Here is a 20054-nt window from a genome sequence, read left to right as displayed (position 1 = left end):
TGCGAAGGTCAGCCAACCTACTTCGCAATCCGCTCCACCACGTCCCGCACCAGGCCAACCAGCAGCTCGAGCTTGTATCCGGTCATCGGCAGCGGCTTTGCGCCTGACGTCGCGAGCTGAGCTGCTTGCGCGATGATATCCGCGTTTGCCGGCTTTCCCTCCAACGCGGCCTGGCACGCGGTCAGCTGCAGCGGCACCGGGGCGATCCCACCGGCGGCGATGCGGACATACTGGAAAATGCCGCCGGATACCACGGCGCGTGCGCAGACTTCGACCAGCGGCCATTCCGCATAACTACGGCTGATGGCACGCTTGTAATAGGCGCGCTCGGAGGCAAGCGGCGCGGGAAGTGAGATGGCCTCGATCCTTTCGCCCGGCGCGAGCGCATGGTCGACAGCCCCGTTGGTGCCATCGCCGATGAAATCAGGCAGTGGCAATCGACCACGCCGGTCTGTCGCGATCGTCGCATCATAGGCGAGCAGCGCCATGGCCATGGTCGACGGATGCGGGGCCACGCAAGGCCCGAGATCGAATGCTGCATGATAAAGATGATTGCCCGATCTCGCCGGGCAGTCGGAGCCGCCTTTCTTGAGACAGCCGATCTGGGGATTGCGGAAATACCAGCAGCGCGAACGCTGAGCGAGGTTGCCGCCGAGCGTCGCCAGATGCCGTATCTGCGGTGTGGCGAGGCCTTGCGCGGCGGCGGCGATGCCGGGATAGGCACCCCGAATGCGTTCATCGGACGCGATCGCCGCGATCGTGGTGAATGCGCCGATGCGCGCCGAGCCGTCCGCAACCCAGTCGGTCCCGATCGTGCCTGACGTCACGGAGAGATCGACGATGGGCCCTGAGGACACCCCACTGCGGCGACGCTCGGACAGATCCGTGCCGGCGGCGCGGAATTCGGGAGCGCTAGCGATAATCGTTGCTGACGAGGCGTTCATGCCGCGGTCCTCCCCTTCAGGGCGGCGACGATGCGATCGGGCCGGATCGGAATTTCGGTGAGGCGAACCCCGATCGCGTTGAAAATCGCGTTCGCAACGGCAGGCGACGTCGGCACGGTCGCGACCTCACCGATACCAACGCTATTGCCGAGCACATGATCAAAACCGCCCTCGTCGAAATGCACGTCGAGCTCGGGCGTATCCGCGATGCCTGGGATTCGATAATCCTCCATGCCGGCGGTCAGGACGTCGCCGCTGAACGGATCGACCTCGCGCGCCTCGTAGAGCGCGTAGCCAAGCCCCTGAATCACTGCGCCGCAGGCCTGGCTGTGCGCAAGCTGAGGTGCTGCGATCTTCCCGACCGCTATTCCAGTGTGCACCTTGAGCACACGCACGTGACCGAGCCAGGTGTCGACCTCAACCTCGATCACCTGCACCGAGCTCGGCACACCGGCGCCGATGACGATGTTGGAGTTGCGGCGCATCATCCAGCCGAACACGACGCCGAGAAGCCCGAGGTCCTTCAATGGCGAGCGGATGCCGGGTGCCGTATTCTTTCCGTCCTCACCACGTGTCTCCGAGATGGCAATATCTCCCGAGCGCGCGATCAGCTCGCGCCATGGCGCATTCGAGCCCGGCGCGGGCTTGCGCGTGGCTTGCTCGAGGAGCGCGGCTTTCAACTTCTGGATCGCCGCAAGCGTCGGCGGCAGCACCGAGGCGGTGACTCGGCTGCCACCGGAGCCGGGGCCTTCGGGGAGCGACGAGTCGCCGATGCGCACCTCGACTTCGCTCGCCTCGAGATCGAATTCGCGCGCGACCGTATCAGCCAGAACGCTGCGGGTTCCGGTCCCGATGTCCTGCGTCGCAGTTGATGCGACGATACGGCCGCCCTTGACCGCAACTTCGACCTTGACCTTGGGTTGCCAGAGATAGAACCAGTAGCCGGTCGCCACGCCAACGCCGCGGCGATAGCGACCGCTTCCGGCCGCTGTCCGATTGCGCCAGCTGTCGAGGCTCAAGGCCCAATCATAGAGCCTTTGGCGATTGGGATCCGGATCCCAGCGCTTGCGCAAGGCAATCGGATCGACGGCGAGCCGCAGGGCGGCCTCGTCGACCGCCTGCTCCACTGCAAATGCCATCGGCGGACCGCCGGGCCCGCGGAACGCTGCCCCCGGCGGCAAATTGCTAATGACGTCGAAATCCCTGAGGTCCTTGGCCTCGGCCGGATACATCAGCCGCGCCAGACCCGCGATCGTCGAGTTGATCGCGGCGCCCGTATCGGCATGCGCCATGACGGATAGCGCTTTTAACTCGCCCCGATCGGAGGGCAGCAGCGCGACCTTCATCTCCGCGGCGGGCCGATAGCCAGCGACCGACAATTCTTCATGCCGGTCATAGGCAACCCTTACCGGCGCATTCGCCGCGCGCGCGAGCTCGACCGCGGCGATCGTCTCGGCACCGATGCTCGCCTTCGAGCCGAAGCCGCCGCCGACATGATCGGCCACCACGCGGACGCGCGCAGGATCGAGCTTGAAGCGCTTTGTGATCTGCTCCTTCAGATGGACCACCCACTGGGACGAGGCGTGCACCGTCAATTCCTCGCCGTCGAACCGCGCAACCGCGGCATGCGGCTCGAGACAGGCATGCTGCTGCGTTCCCGTGCGGAATGTTCCCTCGACAAGAAGCTTGTTGCCCGCCTGCCGCGCCTCGCTCACCCAGTTGCGTGCCTTTTTGGCGCGCTTGGCAAACACCGAGGTCGGCCCACGGACGTTCTGCTTCCATGGCGCGGGCCCGCCGGCCGCCTCCGAAACATTGCCCGCTTTCTTGCGGTTCGCACGGTCGAACACCACCGGCGCACCATCTTTCCGCGCCGCGTCAAGCCCGATCACCACGGGCAGTGGTTCGCTGGTCAGCTTGATCGCGGCAAGCGCTGTGAGCGCGGTCCTGCGGTCCTTCGCTGCGACCGCCGCGATCGGCTCGCCGACATAGCGCACGATGCGATCGTCGGAAAGCAGCGGCACCACAGTGACGCCGCCTAGCGCACGCGCTGGGGCCAGATCGAGCGCGGTGATACGCGCATGCGCGTCGCGCGAACGCAGGATCACGCCCTCGAGCTGGCCATCATGCCTGATATCTACGGTGTATCTTGCCGCGCCCGTCACCTTGTCTCGCGCCTCGATGCGTGGACTTGCGAAATGATCGCCGTCGAAGCGGCCGGCACAGGCATCCGCCACGGCGCTAAAAATGGCATCATAGGCGCCGCAGCGGCAGAGATGGCCCGACAGCGCAGCACCGATCTCCTCGCGCGAGGGCACGGCCGCCCCCTTCGCCGCACGCCAGCGATCACAGAACGCAGCCGCTTCCACGATGAAGCCCGGCGTGCAGAAGCCGCATTGCAAGGCGTCATGCGCCATGAACGCCTTCTGCACCGGATGGAGCTCCAGAGCGCCAATGCCCTCCACCGTCGTCACGGATTTTCCGGCGGCGGCACGCGCCGGCATCAGGCAGCTCGTGACCGGGACGCCGTCGACCAGCAGAGTGCAGGCGCCGCAGACGCCGCCACCGCAGACGAGCTTGGTGCCGGTGAGACCGAGCTGATCGCGCACGACATCGATGAGTAGCGCATCGGGATCCTCGGGCAGGGGCTCGACGCGGCCGTTGATGGTCATCGTATTCATGGACGTGCTCCGGCTTTGCTGCGTGAGGATCGCTCTCTGGTCCCGGCCTTGCTCGCGGGCTGTTCCTGCGACTTCGGCACGGCGCCGGCGCAGAGCGTCCGCACCATCATCGCCATGTCCTTCAGGAAGGCGTCCACCGGCTGCATCGCCGGATGCTGCGACTTCGATCCGTGCACGGCCATCTCGACGAGCCGCGCGAACTCGGTCGCCGACAGACCCTGCGGCAGCGCAAGCTTCTGCTTGCGTACGATCCGCGCGATCGTCGCGACCAGCCGATCCGCATAGAGCGCGGCATATTTCTGGTAGAGGTCCCGTGCATGTACGAGGTGTTCGGAATACAGCTCCTCGATATGCGGCGAGCCGTCGAAGGACGCGATCATGGCCCGCATCCGTGCCGTCATGCCGGCGACGAGAACGTCGGCGAACCCGCAGTCCGCCTTCTCCGCTTCGCTGATTGCGGCTTCCTCGGCCGCAATGGCGGTCTGGTGCACGCGCTCGATGACTGCGCGGAACAGCGCTTCCTTTGATTCGAAATGATGATAGAGCGCCTGCCGCGTCAGGCCGGCGGCCTCGGCTACCTGCTCGATCGAGGAGCGGCGAAAGCCGTGGCGGCGGAAAACCAGCATGGTCGCATCGAGAATGCGCGTTTTCGGTCCCATTTGTCGATTTTGACAAAACAAGACGAAATGTCAAATCGAGATTTGGTGAGCTCAGAGCCGCAGGATCTTGCCCGGGTTCATGATGGTCTTCGGGTCGAGCGCGCGCTTGATCGTGCGCATGACGTCGAGCTCGGTCCTCGAACGGTAATGCGCCAGCTCGTCGATCTTCTCGATGCCGATCCCGTGCTCGGCCGAGATCGAGCCGCCCATTGAGGTGATGAGGTCGTTCACGCTACGCGTTATCGCAGCGGAATATTGCGTGAGCGTCGGCCGGTCCATGCCGATCGGCCCCATGAAGGAAAAGTGCAGATTGCCGTCTCCGATATGGCCGAGCGGATAGGGACGGATCGTCGGCAGGATCTCGAGCACTGCCTTGAGGCCCTGGTCGATGAATTCAGGAATTCTCGATATCGCGACCGACACGTCGTAGCTCAGGCCTGGCCCCTCGGCACGCGCGGCCTCGGCCACGCTTTCGCGAATGCGCCACATGTTGCGCGACTGCGCTTCGGTCTGCGCGATCGCCGCGTCCAGCACGCGGCCCGCTTCGAACTGCTCGGCGAGGAACTGCTCCATTCTTTCCGACATGCCCGTCGCCCCGTCCACGCGCGGCCGCGACGAGGCCCATTCGAGCAGAAGATACCAGCCGGTCTCGGCCTTGAGCGGATCCTGGATGCCGGGGATGTGGCGCATCACCATCTCGATGCCGGCGCGGCTCATGAGCTCGCAGGAGCCGACATTGTCCTCCGAAGCGGCATGCGCCTCGGAGAGAAGCTCCACGGCCGCGCGGGGATCGCGGATCGCGAGCCATGCGGTGGACACGTCCTTCGGCGCCGGCCAGAGTTTCAGCACCGCCTTGGTGATGATGCCGAGCGTCCCCTCGGCGCCGATGAAGAGATGCTTGAGATCGTAGCCGGTGTTGTCCTTCTTGAGCGCGCGCAAGCCGTCCCAGACCTCGCCGTTCGGCAGCACGACTTCGAGACCAAGCACGAGATTGCGCGCATTGCCATAGCGCAGCACCTGCACGCCGCCGGCATTGGTCGACAGATTGCCTCCGATCATGCACGACCCCTGCGCGCCCAGGCTGAGCGGAAAGAACCGGTCGTGGCTCGCCGCGGTCTCCTGAAGGGTCTGGAGGATGCAGCCCGCCTCCACTGTCATGGAATAGCCGACGGGATCGACGTTGAGCACGTGGTTCATGCGGCCTAGTGACAGCACGATGCCGCGGTGCGACGGCCACGGCGTCGCACCGCCCATCAAGCCGGTATTGCCGCCCTGCGGCACGATGGCAATGCCGTTGTCGTAACAGAGCTTCACGACTCTTGAGACTTCCCCGGTGTTGGCCGGGCGCACGACCGCCGCGGCCTGGCCCGCCAGCACGCCGCGCCATTCGGTCACGAAGGGCTGCTTGTCCTGCTCGTCCAGGATCAGGCCCTTGTCACCCACGATGTCCCGCAAGGCGTCGAGGATGGCGACCGTCACCGGCGCGCCTGGAATGGAGGGATCGGTGGGAAGGGCTGCGCCCGGCATGTGTTCCTCTCTCAATGGCTCGGCTCGTGTGCCGGCCTTCGTTCTTGTTGTCAGTCATTTTCGACCTTGGGTGCCGACCCTATCATGAAGCCTTCGCTCGCAGGAACGTACTGACCTGCGACGTTTGCGCAGATCAGGTTCGAGCTTCGAACACGAGCGGGCTTCCGCCCACGACCGGCATACCCTACTGTGATCCGATCAGCCCCGTAGGTCAGAGATCATGAGCCGCTTCTGGAGTCCCGTCGTCAATACCTTGTCGCCCTACGTACCGGGCGAACAGCCCAAGCAGGACGGCGTCGTCAAGCTCAACACCAACGAGAATCCCTATCTGCCCTCGCCGCACGTACTCGCGGCGGTCGCGGCGGCGGCAGAGCGGCTCCGTCTCTATCCCGATCCGCGCGCATCGCAGCTGCGCGAGGCGATCGCCACCCATTACAAGGTCGCGCCCGAAGAGGTGTTCGTCGGCAACGGCTCGGACGAGGTGTTGGCCCATACCTTCCAGGCGCTATTGAAGCACGATGCGCCGCTTTTGTTTCCCGACGTCACCTACAGCTTCTACCCCGTCTATTGCCGCCTCTATGGCATCGCTCACGAGGAGGTGCCGCTCGATGCCGCAATGCGGGTGCAGATTGCCGACTACCGGCAGCCATGCAGCGCGATCCTGCTATCCAATCCAAACGCGCCGACCGGCATCGGCCTTCCGCGCGATGCGATCGCAGCGCTGCTTACTGAGCATCCGGACCAGCTCGTAGTCGTCGACGAGGCCTATGTCGATTTCGGCGCCGAGAGCGCCGTGCCGCTCGTGGCACGCCACGACAATCTGCTCGTCATCCAGACCTTCTCGAAATCGCGGGCGCTCGCCGGCCTGCGGGTCGGCTTTGCGATCGGGCAGCGGCCGTTGATCGAGGCGCTGGAGCGGGTGAAGGACAGTTTCAACTCCTACCCCATCGATTGCCTCGCCCTCGCAGGCGCCACTGCTGCCATCGCGGACGACGCGTGGTTTCAGGAGACCCGTACACGCATCATGGCGAACCGCGAAACGCTGACGCGTGAGCTCTCTGGGCTCGGCTTCGAGGTGCTGCCGTCGCAAGCCAACTTCGTCTTCGCGCGCCATCGGAGCCAAGGCGGTGCCGATCTCGCGGTTTCGCTCCGGCAACGCGGCGTTCTGGTCCGGCATTTCAAGAAGCCGCGCATCGAGAACTTCCTGCGCATCACGGTCGGTACGGAAGAGGAATGCGGCCGGCTGATCGACGTGCTGCGCGGCCTCATCTGAGCCCGTGCGTGATCCGGCATATCGTCCGGCGGATGCAGCGCAAGAACAGCCGTAGGAATGAGCCGGATCATGGCCACTTTCTGTTCCCCAGAATGTCCACGCCTTCGTACTGCCCCGGTCGAAAGATCGATCCGCGTGCAACCTGCGGCGCCTGCCCCAACCGTATGAGGATGAAATCGCGGTGCGCTACGTGCTGGACCTGCGTTTGCCGAAACGTATCCAGCAGCGCGAACGCTTCCCTGGTATCATGACCATCGCGATCCAACTCGGCGATACGCCGCTCCTGCTGCACGATGTGCCGCTCGCCTAGCGCAACCCGTTTCTCTGCTTCAGCCAACTCCGCCAGTCCGATTGCACGGTCCATGTTCGAACTCCACTGAGTTTGTTGGCATCCTCCCACGGCGAGCTGGTCAGCGATTGATGCAGATCAACCGCAGCGAAGACTTCCTGCGCATTTGCGATCGAGACGGAGGAGCAGCGTAGCGGCCTGAGCTCACGCAGCCGCGCGGACGGCCTGCCAGAGCGCCAGCACCTCGTCGCGCGCAATGTTGCGGGTGATGAACACGATGCGCGAGCGGCGGTCGGCGTCGGGCCATTCTGCGAGCGCCACCGGTGGATGGAAAACGTGGTGTACGCCGTGGATTGCGACCGGCGCCGGCTCGTCGCGGAGGTTGAGAATCCCCTTGACGCGCAGGAGGTCCTCGCCTCGCCCGGAGCGCAGATGCGCAAGCCAGTTCGAGACCGCCATCCAGTCGAGCGGTTCGTCGAAGGCCAGCATGAAGCTTCCGATCGATACGTCGTGATGGTGTTGGCCGTGGTCGTGGGCGTGCTGCGGCTCACGAGGTGTCACGAAGGCCTGCTCGTTGAGCCACCGCGCGACATCGACGGTCCTCTTCTCAGGATCGATGAGGCCGGCGCCAAACAGCCGCGCCGGATCGATCTCGCCATGCGCCACGCGTTCGATTCCGGCACCGGGATTGAGCCGGCGCAGACGGGCTTCGAGCGCGGCGGTGTCGCCGGCCAGATCAGACTTCGTGATCAGCAACCGGTCGGCGAGCGCGACCTGTTTCACCGCCTCGTACTGACGGTCGAGCTGATGCGGCGCGTTGACGGCATCCACCGTGGCCACGACGGCATCGAGCCGCAGGAAATGCGAGACCAGCGGATTGTTCAGCAGGAGTTGCACGATCGGCGCGGGATCGGCGAGACCGGTGGTCTCGATGAGGATGCGGCGGAATGGCGCCACCTCGCTGCGATCGCGCCGCACGAGGAGCCCACGCAGTGTTTCCTCGAGGTCGCTGCGGACAGTGCAGCAGATGCAGCCGCTCGCAAGCACGGCCACCTCGCCATCGATGCGCTCGACGAGGAGATGGTCGAGGCTGACCTCACCATATTCGTTGATGACGACTGCGCTGTCCTTCATGTCGTCGTGGTGCAGCACATGATTGAGCAGTGTCGTCTTCCCGCTGCCGAGAAAGCCGGTAATCAACGACACTGGAAGCCGCTCGGCGGATTTGTCGCTCTCGAACAGACTCATCGGCGCCCCTCGCGTTGCCGTCTTATTTTTGTCGCTGGACAACAACCTAACGTAGGAGGAGCATGCCGAAAACAATTTTAGAGCCCGGCTTCTCTGGGCCTCAACTGGGAGGGTAAAATGCCTAATGAAATCAAGGACGGGGAACTGCAAGGCGGAATGACCACGACTGATCGTCGGACCGTACTCCGCACGGCAGGCCTCGCCGGTGCCGCAGGGGCAGCGCTCGCGGGCGCGATGCACGGCAAGTTCTCGCTCGCGCCGGTTAGCGAAGCCCAGGCGCAGACTCCCACCTCCATGCCCAAGGGAACAGACAAGCCATGGTGGCCCTCGAAATGGGGCGAGGAGGATGAGGCCGGCGCCTCCAACCACATCACGCCGGAAAAAGTTCTCGATGCCGTAAAATGGATCAAGGACGGCAAGATCTACAAGATCGGCCGCGTCTACGAAGGCGGCATGCCGCTGTTCGGTCCGCGCGTATTCACGTTGCGTATTCCAGGCAGTCCGACCGGCGGTCCTTTCGGCGACAACAAGATGGTCTATCACGACGAGTTTCTGACCACCGAGATTGGCCAGACCGGCACGCAGTTCGACGGACTCGGCCACATCGGCATCCAGCTCGGCAAGGACGGCGACAAGAGCGAGATGCGCTTCTACAACGGTCACACCGCGGCAGAGATCAGTGACGCCTATGGCCTCAAGAAGCTGGGCGTCGAGAAGCTCAAGCCGCTGTTCACCCGTGCCCATCTCATCGACATGGTCGCGCTCAAGGGCGGGATGATGGATGCTGGCCAGGAGATCACCTCAGCCGACATCAAGGCAGCGCTAGCCAAGCAGAACATGTCGGAGAGCGACATCAAGCCGGGCGATGCGATCATGTTTCACACCGGTTGGGGTTCGCTCTGGATGAAGAACAATGATCGCTTCAACAGCGGCGAGCCGGGCATCGGGCTGGACGCTGCGCGATGGGTGATCGACAAGGATCTCGCGCTCACCGCGGCCGACACCTGGGCGGTCGAGGTGGTGCCCAATCCCGACAAGTCGCTCGCCTTCGTGGTGCATGCCGAGCTGCAAACCAAGCATGGCATCCACAACCACGAGAACCTGATCTTCGACGAGCTGATCGCCGACAAGAAGTACCAGTTCGTCTATTGCTTCGCGCCGGCCCCCATCAAGGGCGCCACGGGAAGCAATGGCTGCCCGATCGCGATTACGTGACGGGCACGCATCTGCGCGTGGGCGGAAGAACCGCCCGCGCGTGCCTTGCCTGCTACCATCAGCGGCGACGGATCAGCATGCCCGAGTGCGGATTCCGCACGGTTTTGCCGCTACGATCCGCTCGCCTTCGTAGCGAGATACAGACGATGATTTTAGGGGCGAGCCACGGCTACGCAGGAATGCGAACGCCGCGACGCCAAGGAATTGACTGCTTCGGTCAAAGAAATTGGGAGCGAGAAACTCCAGCCATCAGGAGCGACAGCATTCACGCTGCCACGATCTTTCCCTCTCGCATCTGATTGGCATTGGCAGCTTGTTGTGGCTCTATCAGCTCATTCGAGCTGGCCGTGCATTCCCTGAAATGCTCCTGCACGGCAGCGTCCGCGGCGTGCTCCCAGTATTCCGCCTCAGCAAGCAGCTTCCAGCTTCTTTCGGGACGATACGCAGCGCTCTGTCGGCAGAGCGAGGCCATTGCACGCAGGCGGCGCACGGTTTCCATTCACTTCCTCCCCTTTTTTGCCGGTCGACTTTCTTGCAGTGTTTTCCCACAGCTTAATTTCTATTTCTGCATCTGAGCCATCATGATTATGATCTAAAACTATTTTTTTGCTCCTCGATTAACCTATCAGACGAATGGTAGCCGCGCTTGCTGCGTTCCAGTTTCGGTTCCCCTTCACATCGATTTCGAATGCTGCTCTCGTCATTTCAGTCCCCGTGTTATTACCACCTTAGATCGGGGCGACCATGAACCGACACCGGCTTCTGCTCGGGTTTGTCCTTGCCGCTGCGCTCGCCGGCTTCGCTCACGCGCCGGCCGCGGCCGACGGCAAGCGCGTGGCGCTGGTGATCGGCAACGGCGCCTACCGAAGTGTGCCGGCCCTGTCTAATCCGCCGAACGATGCCGGCGATGTCGCAACCGCGCTCAGGCGTCTCGGGTTCACGGTCACCCTCATCGCCAACGGCTCGTTCGACGAGATGCGGCGCAGCCTGATCGCCCTCGGGCGCGATGCAGCGGGTGCCGACATGGCGGCGGTCTATTTCGCCGGCCACGGGATGGAGATCAGCGGCGAGAACTGGCTGATCCCGGTCGATGCTGAATTGAAGAAGGACACCGACGCGGTCAACGAGGCAATCAGCCTGCGCAGCGTGATGTTGCAGGTCGCGAACACCGCAAGCCTCGGCCTCGTTATCCTCGATGCCTGCCGCAACAACCCGTTCGCGGCGAAGATGCAGCGGTCGCTGGCGCTGCGCGCGGCGGGAACCAGCGGCCTCGGCCGCATCGAGCCGGCCGGGAACGTGCTGGTCGCCTATGCCGCGCGCGACGGCACGACCGCGCTCGACGGCGACGGCCGCAACAGCCCGTTCACCACGGCGCTGCTGCACAATATCGAGACGCCGGGCGTCGAGGTCACCTTCATGTTCCGCAACGTTCGCGACGACGTCATGGAGGCAACACGCAACGAGCAGCAACCCTTCGTCTACGGCTCACTCTCGCGCCGGGCGATCTATCTCGCGGGCGCGCCGTCTGCGGCCGAGCAAGAGGGCACGAAACAGGCAAATGCCGCACCATCGACCGCGGCTGCGCCGGCGCCCATCGCCGTCATCGACCCTGCGCTGGTCGGCACCTGGGAGATCATGGTGCCGAATGCTCGTGGTATGTCGCGCTGGACGTGGCGCATCATGGGCGATGGCACCTATGCATTCCACGCCGAAGGCCGGCGCGCCGCGCCGGCACATGAAGGCACGATTGCCGCCATGAACGGCCACTGGTCGCTGCGCGCCTTGAGAGGACTCTCGGGCTACTCCGACGCCGGCTCCTATGAGGTCCGCGACGCCACCGCCGTCATCACCGGCAAGCTTGGCACCGGCTACTGGAAGCGCAGCCTGCAGTGAGACGCGCGGTCCCGCGCGTCGAAACCGCGAGTGGACCTCGTCCCTCCATGCGCATGGTTAGCAGGGCGTAACGGCCCCAATGTTGCGGAATTTGCAGCCGAAACGGCCACCTGCTCCGTCCACTATCGTTAACGTCACCTTCAACGGCGCGCCACGCCAGTGGAAATACGGAGTTTCGCATGATCTTCGGAGGTTCCTCCATGGAACCCGTCTAACCCGCCCTTTACCCGTCCTGTGCAAGATCGCACGCGTTTCAAAGGACTTTGCCGGGACACGTTCGCGGAATCTGGGGCTCGCTTTTCAATGCCAATTGCGGATCTGAAATCTTACCTCGCTGCAGCGGTACGGCTGTTTCGCGTGCCCGCCGACAACCCCGACCTGACGCGCGCCCAGTTCGACGCCTTCTCGAAGCAGATTCCACTGCTCTACTTCATCCTGATCACCAACACGCTCGCTGTGGCCTATACCTATGTGCCGCTCGCCCCGGCCTGGCTGACAATGGCGGTGCCCTCGGTCCTGACCGTGCTCGCAGCATTGCGGACATTCTGGTGGCTGCGCCAGCGCCATCTCGTGCGCAGCGACGCGGACATTCTGCGCAACCTGCGCGCTACCAATTGGCTCACGATTCCGATCGCGGTGGGATTCACCGCCTGGTCCTTCGCGCTCTACCCATACGGCGATCCCTTCGCCAAGAGCCATGTCGCCTTCTACATGGCGGTGACCGTGATCGGCTGCATCTTCTCGCTGATGCACCTGCGCTCTGCCGCCCTGATCGTCACACTGCTCGTCGATATTCCCTACGTCATCTTCTACTTCGCGACGGGCGAACCGACGCTGATGGCGATAGCCGTCAACGACCTCCTGGTGTCGGGCGCGTTGATAACGGTGCTATTCATCTACTACCGCGACTTCGCCGACCTCGTCGCATCCCGCAAGTCGCTACTTGCGCAACAGGCGGCGACGCAAGCGCTGTCGGACGAGAATTTCCGTCTCGCCAATCTCGATTCCCTGACCGAGCTTCCGAACCGCCGACGCTTCTTTGCTGAACTTGCCAACGCCTTTGCCGATGCCGAGCGCCGGCAGATCCGACTTGCGGTCGGGATCATCGACCTCGACGGCTTCAAACCAATCAACGACAATTACGGCCACACCGTCGGCGATCGCGTGCTGATCGAAGCGGGCCGGCGCATCCGCGAAGTCTGCGAAGACTTCGGCTCGCATCGCGTCGAGTTCGCGCGGCTCGGCGGCGACGAATTCGGTCTCGTGGTCAGCGGCGATCCCAGCGACGAGGATCTCGTCGAACTCGGCGCCCGGATAGGCGACCGTGTCAAGCTGCCCTATCAGCTCGACACGGCACATACAGGCCTCTCCTGCTCGATCGGATTTGCGTTGTATCCGCGCTCGGCGACGGATCCGGAAGTCCTCTACGAATGCGCCGACTATGCGCTCTACCACGCCAAGCGCCACGCGCGCGGCCGCGCCGTGATCTTCTCGAGCGAGCTGGAAGCGGAGATTCGCAGCCGCGGCGTCATCGAGAACCTGTTGCGCACCGCCGACTTCGACGCGGAGATGGAACTGGTCTTCCAGCCGATCGTCGATGCCATGAGCGAGCGCACCGCCGGCTTCGAGGTGCTGGCCCGCTGGCACTCACCGCGGCTAGGCCTCGTCTCGCCGGCGGACTTCATCCCCGCCGCCGAGCGCATTGGTCTGATTCGCAGCCTGACGCAGGCGCTGCTCGTTCGCGCGCTCGCAACGGCCAAGACCTGGCCCGACGATATAAGCCTGTCGTTCAACCTCTCGGCCCACGACATCTGCTCGTCCGACGGCATTTTGCCGCTGATCTCGGTGATCGAGAAGAGCGGCCTGCCGCCGCGGCGGATCGATTTCGAGATCACGGAGACTGCGGTCACGTTCGATTTCGTGCGGGCGCAGCAATCGATCGCGACGCTGAAAGCGATGGGCTGCGGCATCTCGCTGGACGATTTCGGCACCGGCTATTCCTCGCTTAGTCACGTCCACCGCCTGCCACTCGACAAGATCAAGATCGATCGCAGCTTCGTCGCCGATGTCAACGACAATCCTGTGAGCCACAAGATCATCAAGTCGCTGACGGGCCTGTGCGCGGACATGGAGATCGCGTGCGTCGTCGAAGGCGTCGAGACGCGCGCGCAGCTCGAGAGCCTCCGTCGCCTCGGCTGCGACTATATCCAGGGCTACTATTTCGCAAAGCCGATGCGAAGAGACGCGATCGCGGGCCATCTCACCGAGGAGCAACAGCGCCTCGGCGACGGCGTCGCGCGCGCGAGTGCCTGAGCTCTCTTCGCCGGCAGCCTCAGCGCGGCTTCAACAGCTCGCGCGCAACGATCAGTTTCTGGACCTCGGTCGCGCCCTCGTAGATCCGCAGCGCGCGGATTTCGCGGTAAAGGCTCTCGACGATCTCGCCCTTGCGTACGCCGCGTCCGCCGAACATCTGCACGGCGCGGTCGATGACGCGCTGCGCGGTCTCAGTCGCCGTCAGCTTTGCCATCGCCGCTTCGCGGGTGGTTGGAAGCTTCTGAACGTCGCGGCGCCAGGCCGCGCGGTAGGTCAGGAGCGCTGCGGCATCGGTGTCTGTCGCCATCTCGCCGAGCGTGGCCTGGGTCAACTGGAGATCGCCGAGTGTCGCACCGAACATGTGCCGGCTCTGCGCATGCGACAGCGCCTCATCGAGCGCCCGCCGCGCAAAACCGAGGGCCGCGGCGGCGACCGAGGCGCGGAAGATGTCGAGCGTCTGCATGGCGAGCCTGAAGCCGCCGCCGGGCGCGCCAAGCCGACGGCTCGCCGGGATCCGGCAGTTCGTAAAGCGTAACGTCGCCAGCGGATGCGGCGCGATGACGTCGATACGCTCGGCAATGCCAAAGCCGGGATCGCTGGGGAAGACGACGAAGGCCGAAATACCGCGAGCGCCCGGCGCCTCCCCGGTTCGCGCGAACAGCGTGTAGACGTCGGCGATGCCGCCGTTCGATATCCAGGTCTTTTCGCCGTCGATGACGTAGTCCTCGCCGTCGGCGCGCGCAGCGCACGACATCGCCGCAACGTCCGACCCTGCCTCCTTCTCCGACAGCGCGAAGGCCGACAGCCATTCACCCGATCGAACCTTTGGCAGCACGGCATTGCGCAGCTCCGCCGAGCCGCCGAGCGCGATCGCGCCGGAGCCGAGCCCCTGCATGGCGAAGGCGAAATCGGCGAGCCCGTCGGCATAGGCGAGCGACTCCCGCGACAGGCAGATCGAGCGCGAATCGATCGTTGTCGCATCACCATCAGGTGCAGCGACGGCGCAATCGAGCAACCCCGCCTCGCCCATAGCGCGCACGAGCCTGCGGCAGGCGCCGTCGACATCGTTGTGGTCGATCTTGTCGAGGATCCCCGACTGCACGAAGTGGTCGAGCGCCTCGCCGATCGCATGATGGCGCGGCTCAAAGAACGGCCAGTCCAGCCAGTCGCGCCTGATCACCTTGGCAAGCGAGCTCATTTTGAGATCTCCTGCGCGGCCGCCGCGGCGGCGCGGGCGAGATTGGTTTCATATTGGCCCTTGGCGGACAGATATTGCTTGGGCCAGGTGACGGCGGTGACACCGATGCGCGCCGCTTCGTGCAGCGTCCAGGCTGGATCTGCCAGGTGCGGCCGCGCAATAGCACAGAGATCGGCGCGGCCGGCGGCGAGGATCGAGTTGGCGTGATCGGCCTCGGAGATCGCACCGACCGCGATGGTCTCAACACCAACCTCATTGCGGATCAGGTCAGCGAACGGCGTCTGATACAGGCGTCCATAGATCGGCCGATCGTCCTTCCAGACCTGTCCCGACGAACAATCGATCACGTCTGCGCCCGCTTCCTTGAACATCGCGGCGAAGATCGCCGCATCGGCCGGCGTGTTGCCGCCTTCGGTCCAGTCATGGCAGGACAGGCGCACCGATGTTGGACGATCGGAAGGCCACACGGAGCGCATCGCGCTGAACACCTCCAGCGGAAAACGCGCACGGTCCTCGTGGCTACCGCCGTACTCATCGGTCCGTCGGTTGGTCAGTGGCGACAGGAAGCTCGACAGCAGATACCCGTGGGCGCAATGGAGTTCGAGCCACTCGACGCCGGCCGCAGCCGCGCGAATCGTTGCCGCGACGAAATCGTCGCGCACGCGATCCATGTCGCTGCGATCCATCGCCCGGGGCAGCTGGCTGTGGGGCAGATAGGGCAGCGGCGACGCAGAGATCAGCGGCCAGTTGCCTGATTCCAGCGGCTCATCGATGCCATCCCATGCGAGCTTCGTCGATCCCTTTCGTCCGGCATGGCCAAGTTGAATCCCGACTTTGGCGTGTCCGAGGCCATGGATCAGATCGACCAGGCGGCGCCACTGCGCCGCCTGCGCGTCATTCCAGAGGCCGAGACAGCCAGGCGTGATCCGCGCATCGGGCGAGACGCAGGTCATCTCGGCAAAAATCAGCCCGGCACCGCCCATGGCGCGCGCGCCGAGATGGGCAATATGGAAGTCGTTGATGAGCCCATCTTGCGCCGAATACATCGCCATCGGCGAGACCATGATGCGGTTCGCAAGGCCAAGCCCCCGCACGCGGTGCGGCGTCAGCATCGGCGGCGGCACTCGTTCGCCGTCCTCGACGGCGATGCCTGAGCGCGCGGCAAACCAGCGCTCAAAACCTTCCAGCCAGGCTCGATCGCGCAAACGAAGATTCTCGTGGCTGATGCGCTGCGAGCGCGTCAGCATCGAATAGAAGAATTGCGGCGGCTCGAGCGTATCGGCATAGCGCCGGCCGACCACCTCGAACCATTCCATGGCGTTGCGGGCAGCATTCTGGATGCGCGCGACGTCGACGCGGCGCACCTCCTCGTAGGCTTCCAGCACCGTCTCGATCTTGTCGCGACTGTGGCCGTGGCGATCGAACTGGTTGGCGAGTTCGATGGCGTCGTCGAGCGCGAGCTTGGTGCCCGAGCCGATCGCGAAATGCGCGGTGTGCGCGGCATCTCCCATCAGCACGACATGGGACCGGCCGTTGAACACGCTCCATTTGCCGCAGATCAGGCGACTGAAATTGAGCCAGGCCGAGCCGCGCAGATGGCGGGCGTTGGTCAACAGCTTCGCTCCGTCCAGCGTCTCGGCGAAGAGCTTTTCGCAGAATTCGATCGAACCCTGCTGGTCCAGGTCGCCAAGCCCATGGCCGTTGTAGGCCTCTTCCGTGGTCTCGACGATGAAGGTCGAGGTTTCGCTATCGAACTTGTAGATATGCGCCTGGAACCAGCCGTGTTCGGTCCGGCGAAAGTCGAACGTGAAGGCGTCGAATGCTTTCTTCGTGCCCAGCCAGATATAACGGTTCGGCCGGATCACCATGTCGGGCCGGAACTGTTCGCCGTAGCGGGCACGGATCCTGGAATTGACGCCATCGGAGGCGATGATCAGGTCGGCATCGGCGAATTCGAGATCGGACTCGACATCGCGCTCGAAGACGAGCTCGACGCCCAGCGCCTCGCAGCGCCGCTGCAGGATGTTGAGCAGGTGCTTGCGTCCGATGCCGATAAAGCCATGGCCGGTCGTGCGTTGGCGCGTCCCCTTGAAGACGAGCTCGATGTCGTCCCAGTGATTGAACGCGTCCTCGATCTCGGCTGCGCTTTCGGGATCGGCGATCCGCATCGCCTGCATCATGGCGTCGGAAAACACCACGCCCCAGCCGAAAGTGTCGTAGGGCTTGTTGCGTTCGACGACGGTGACGATGTGCTCCGGGTGACGGCGCTTCATCAGGAGGCCCAGATAGAGCCCGGCCGGTCCGCCGCCGATACAGACTATGCGCATGATCCCTCGCTTTCGCGCGCCGCGCCGTGTGGAGAGCTGCAAACTCTGTCAAACCCGAGAGGCAAATTATTTTAAGTATAAAATATTTCGTCGGGCCACGGGTTGTCAAGGTGCTTGTCGGCCGCGACGCGGAGCTGACTCTGGCGAGGGCGGCAAGCCGACGTTTCGCTCTGCGGTGAAGCCTCAAGGCGTCCGCCAACGATCGGCAATGAATCCGGCAGCGAGGGGCGGAAACCCAACCATTTACCTCCGCGATCGCGGCGGCGATCACGCTGATCGAATCGATGGCGGGCTGATGCAGGACGACCGGTCAGACGGCGGCGGCTCCTATTGAGCCTTGGCTTTGTCACGCCTGCATCCGAGCAGGCGGGAAGACGCAGATCGCTCTGATGAGGCGAGCGCGATCGGTCCAGCCCCCGCGGGCCACCTGCCTGTACTTCCGAAGTAGGTGACCCGCTTCCGAGGGCTGGATCAGGAGCAAGGAGGCTCACGCCAGCTTTGCTCGCCTCGCGATTAGAGGGCCGGTCCACCACGGCCGCAATTGAGAAACGGGATTACCCCTGCTCAGTCGTCAAGCGAGGAGCTTCGCGCATTCGGCAAGTAGGCACCTGACCGAAGGCGCAGGGGCTGCGTGTTTACTTCTGAACAGAAACGGTCCCAGCAGTTGGCCCGCGGCTGCCGGCACGCTAACCATAACTACAACCATCTCTTGATCGTATAGATCCTGATACTCATAGTTGCAACTTTCAGTATGGAATTGCTTGATGATGGTCCGCTTGCCCATAGTTGCGGTCATCTCGCCCGATGGGGCAAGGTCATACTGGGTTGCAGCGGTCGAACCGGAGAAAGCGACCGACGCGGTTGTGCGGGTCATCGGCGCTGGACATGTCACCAGGCTCCTGCGGCACAGCCTGCGCGTAAAACCGGATGCGCTCAGACCAGGGGAAGTCCGGCAGCTCAGGTTCTGACCGGGACCGTACCCATTAAGAGCATTCATCTCCCTCGAAAGAGCCTACCTCCGAGTTCCACAGCCGGTCTATTTATCGGGTCGCTCACGTTGGCGGACTGAGATCGCGCGCTCTCGCTGCCGTCTCTTCGAGTGGAGCCGTGCGGATGCCCCGCTTCTTCTTCCACGCCCACGGCGGCATCTCCGTCTTCGATGACATCGGGCTGGAGCTTCCGGACGTCGCTGCCGCGCAATTAGTAGCGATCGAAGTGTGCCGGAATATTCTCAACGAAGGACCGGAGGGACCATTTTGGGAGGACCTTAACTGGCGCATCGAGGTTACTGACGGCCCCGGGATTTGTGGGCAGACTTTCCTTGTCGTTCAGTTTTCTGTCACGCGCACAGCGATCATCCCTAACGCGTCGGCCAGTGGAAGTTTGGGATCAAGGTGAGAACCGTAACCACCGGTTATGGAGCGCGGGCAGTAACGCGCGCAGCCGGTGGCTCCGCCGCACACGCGCGATAAGCGATCCCTTCGAAACGCCAGAAGGTCACAGAGTCAGTCGCTCCGCAGCCGTCGCACGTCAATCGCTCCTCACCGAGCATGTAGCGTCCGCGGATCGCGGAAGTGGTATTTTTGCAAGATGGGCAAACCAATAAGAAATTGCGCATCCGCCAGCGCATCACCAAACTATCCAACACTTTCGCACGTCCCTTCGTGAGCTCAGGTATCTCGTAGAGGTGGAGATTAGCGGACCTTTGCATGCCTGAATGTTCGATTGCGAACATAGGAACTGCGGCCATACTGCCCAGGCGTGATGGCGTCCTTTCCGGGGGGTGTTAAGCTGGGCACAACTGCGAGAGAGCAATGAGTGACGACAAAAAGGATGCAGGCCTTGTGGCGCTGATCAGCGGCATTCTGGGCGGCAAGTCCACGAACGAGCAAGCTTCCAGGTCGCATCCGCCCGCTGAGGCTGCCCAATCAGCGCCCACGAGTGCGACCGCGCCTCCCGCGCCGGAGATGCCACCAACGCTTCAGGAGGAGTCCGCGCCTCGAACGAAGCCAATCGCTTCTATGTCCACCGGCGGCCACGATGAGAAACGAGCGCGACTGCCCGCTGTGGCGATCGCCGACCTTGTCCTTGGTGAGCTTCGCAAGGTAGAGGGCTTCCCGAAATCAGGGGTCTCGGTCATCGTCTACGGGTATCGGCCATGGAATGCCATGATCAGGTTCGCGCCGTTCTCGACCACATCTCAAAACGCGGCACGCCTGCGACATGCTTTGCCCGACGTCATCTTCAGGCTTCGGCAGTACGTCGAACTCGAAAATTAGGTTACCCCTTCGAGCGCGATCAAGAAGTCTAAGTAGCTCTGATACGACGGCGCTCCGGATGTCAGGTCTGCGCTGACGACTTTGATTTTTGAGTCGCCTTTTGGACCCTCGAAAATGGAAAAGCTACGCCACGCTCGCCCTGACCATTGAGATCGGCGAAGAGTCCGTCTTTTTCGGAGAGGCTCCGTGCGGCGGCACTGAGAACGTCGTG

The 20054-nt window shown here is 63.6% G+C and carries 15 protein-coding genes; 6 read left to right on the top strand and 9 right to left on the bottom strand.

What is annotated here, in order from left to right; genetic code table 11:
- Nucleotides 1-17 precede the first annotated feature (17 nt).
- The 4 genes from Q3C01_RS18550 to Q3C01_RS18535 are packed head-to-tail and all read right to left on the bottom strand — an operon-like array spanning nucleotide 18 to nucleotide 5808.
- On the bottom strand, nucleotides 18-944 hold the full coding sequence (locus Q3C01_RS18550; protein WP_458146745.1) for an FAD binding domain-containing protein: 927 nt from the start codon (nucleotides 942-944) through the stop codon (nucleotides 18-20).
- Complete coding sequence (locus Q3C01_RS18545) at nucleotides 941-3622, bottom strand: molybdopterin-dependent oxidoreductase (RefSeq protein WP_458146744.1); 2682 nt, start codon at nucleotides 3620-3622, stop codon at nucleotides 941-943. Before Q3C01_RS18545 ends, Q3C01_RS18550 begins: the two co-directional genes overlap by 4 nt.
- Nucleotides 3619-4281, bottom strand: coding sequence for a TetR/AcrR family transcriptional regulator (locus tag Q3C01_RS18540; protein ID WP_458146743.1), 663 nt, complete (start codon nucleotides 4279-4281; stop codon nucleotides 3619-3621). The genes Q3C01_RS18545 and Q3C01_RS18540 overlap by 4 nt, the downstream gene beginning before the upstream one ends.
- Before the next feature lie 51 nt (nucleotides 4282-4332).
- Nucleotides 4333-5808 (bottom strand): FAD-binding oxidoreductase, encoded by a 1476-nt coding sequence (locus Q3C01_RS18535; RefSeq protein WP_458146742.1) that lies wholly within the window; start codon nucleotides 5806-5808, stop codon nucleotides 4333-4335.
- A 220-nt stretch (nucleotides 5809-6028) separates the two neighbouring features.
- On the opposite strand from Q3C01_RS18535, the gene hisC reads away from it, so the two are divergent.
- Nucleotides 6029-7081: a histidinol-phosphate transaminase gene (gene hisC / locus Q3C01_RS18530; RefSeq protein WP_458146741.1), complete on the top strand. Its 1053-nt coding sequence runs from the start codon at nucleotides 6029-6031 to the stop codon at nucleotides 7079-7081.
- 67 nt (nucleotides 7082-7148) lie between these two features.
- Here hisC and Q3C01_RS18525 read toward each other — a convergent pair whose 3' ends face one another.
- A complete protein-coding gene (locus Q3C01_RS18525; RefSeq protein ID WP_458146740.1) occupies nucleotides 7149-7445 on the bottom strand; it encodes a hypothetical protein in 297 nt (98 codons plus the stop codon).
- Between the two features lie 129 nt (nucleotides 7446-7574).
- A complete protein-coding gene (locus Q3C01_RS18520) occupies nucleotides 7575-8618 on the bottom strand; it encodes a CobW family GTP-binding protein (protein ID WP_458146739.1) in 1044 nt (347 codons plus the stop codon).
- Between the two features lie 117 nt (nucleotides 8619-8735).
- On the opposite strand from Q3C01_RS18520, the gene Q3C01_RS18515 reads away from it, so the two are divergent.
- On the top strand, nucleotides 8736-9833 hold the full coding sequence (locus tag Q3C01_RS18515; protein WP_458146738.1) for a cyclase family protein: 1098 nt from the start codon (nucleotides 8736-8738) through the stop codon (nucleotides 9831-9833).
- A 265-nt stretch (nucleotides 9834-10098) separates the two neighbouring features.
- Here the strand turns inward: Q3C01_RS18515 and Q3C01_RS18510 are convergent, their stop codons facing one another.
- Nucleotides 10099-10332 carry a hypothetical protein gene (locus Q3C01_RS18510; protein WP_458146737.1) on the bottom strand — a complete coding sequence of 78 codons (234 nt, stop codon included), beginning with the start codon at nucleotides 10330-10332 and terminating at the stop codon, nucleotides 10099-10101.
- Between the two features lie 245 nt (nucleotides 10333-10577).
- Here Q3C01_RS18510 and Q3C01_RS18505 point away from each other — a divergent pair, with 245 nt between their 5' ends.
- Both Q3C01_RS18505 and Q3C01_RS18500 read left to right on the top strand, forming a co-directional pair.
- Nucleotides 10578-11726, top strand: coding sequence for a caspase family protein (locus Q3C01_RS18505; protein WP_458146736.1), 1149 nt, complete (start codon nucleotides 10578-10580; stop codon nucleotides 11724-11726).
- A 303-nt stretch (nucleotides 11727-12029) separates the two neighbouring features.
- Nucleotides 12030-14039, top strand: coding sequence for a putative bifunctional diguanylate cyclase/phosphodiesterase (locus tag Q3C01_RS18500; RefSeq protein WP_458146735.1), 2010 nt, complete (start codon nucleotides 12030-12032; stop codon nucleotides 14037-14039).
- A 19-nt stretch (nucleotides 14040-14058) separates the two neighbouring features.
- Here the strand turns inward: Q3C01_RS18500 and Q3C01_RS18495 are convergent, their stop codons facing one another.
- Both Q3C01_RS18495 and Q3C01_RS18490 read right to left on the bottom strand, forming a co-directional pair.
- A complete protein-coding gene (locus tag Q3C01_RS18495; RefSeq protein ID WP_458146734.1) occupies nucleotides 14059-15237 on the bottom strand; it encodes an acyl-CoA dehydrogenase family protein in 1179 nt (392 codons plus the stop codon).
- A complete protein-coding gene (locus tag Q3C01_RS18490) occupies nucleotides 15234-17564 on the bottom strand; it encodes a bifunctional salicylyl-CoA 5-hydroxylase/oxidoreductase (protein WP_458146733.1) in 2331 nt (776 codons plus the stop codon). The genes Q3C01_RS18495 and Q3C01_RS18490 overlap by 4 nt, the downstream gene beginning before the upstream one ends.
- A gap of 1113 nt (nucleotides 17565-18677) precedes the next feature.
- Here Q3C01_RS18490 and Q3C01_RS18485 point away from each other — a divergent pair.
- Nucleotides 18678-18962 carry a DUF6894 family protein gene (locus Q3C01_RS18485; RefSeq protein ID WP_458146732.1) on the top strand — a complete coding sequence of 95 codons (285 nt, stop codon included), beginning with the start codon at nucleotides 18678-18680 and terminating at the stop codon, nucleotides 18960-18962.
- Between the two features lie 446 nt (nucleotides 18963-19408).
- Nucleotides 19409-19843, top strand: a complete 435-nt coding sequence (locus tag Q3C01_RS18480) for a hypothetical protein (protein WP_458146731.1) — start codon at nucleotides 19409-19411, stop codon at nucleotides 19841-19843.
- The last annotated feature ends 211 nt before the right edge of the window (nucleotides 19844-20054 follow it).

The organism is Bradyrhizobium sp. UFLA05-109, assembly GCF_054185165.1.
This window is presented reverse-complemented; position numbering and strand designations above follow the sequence as displayed.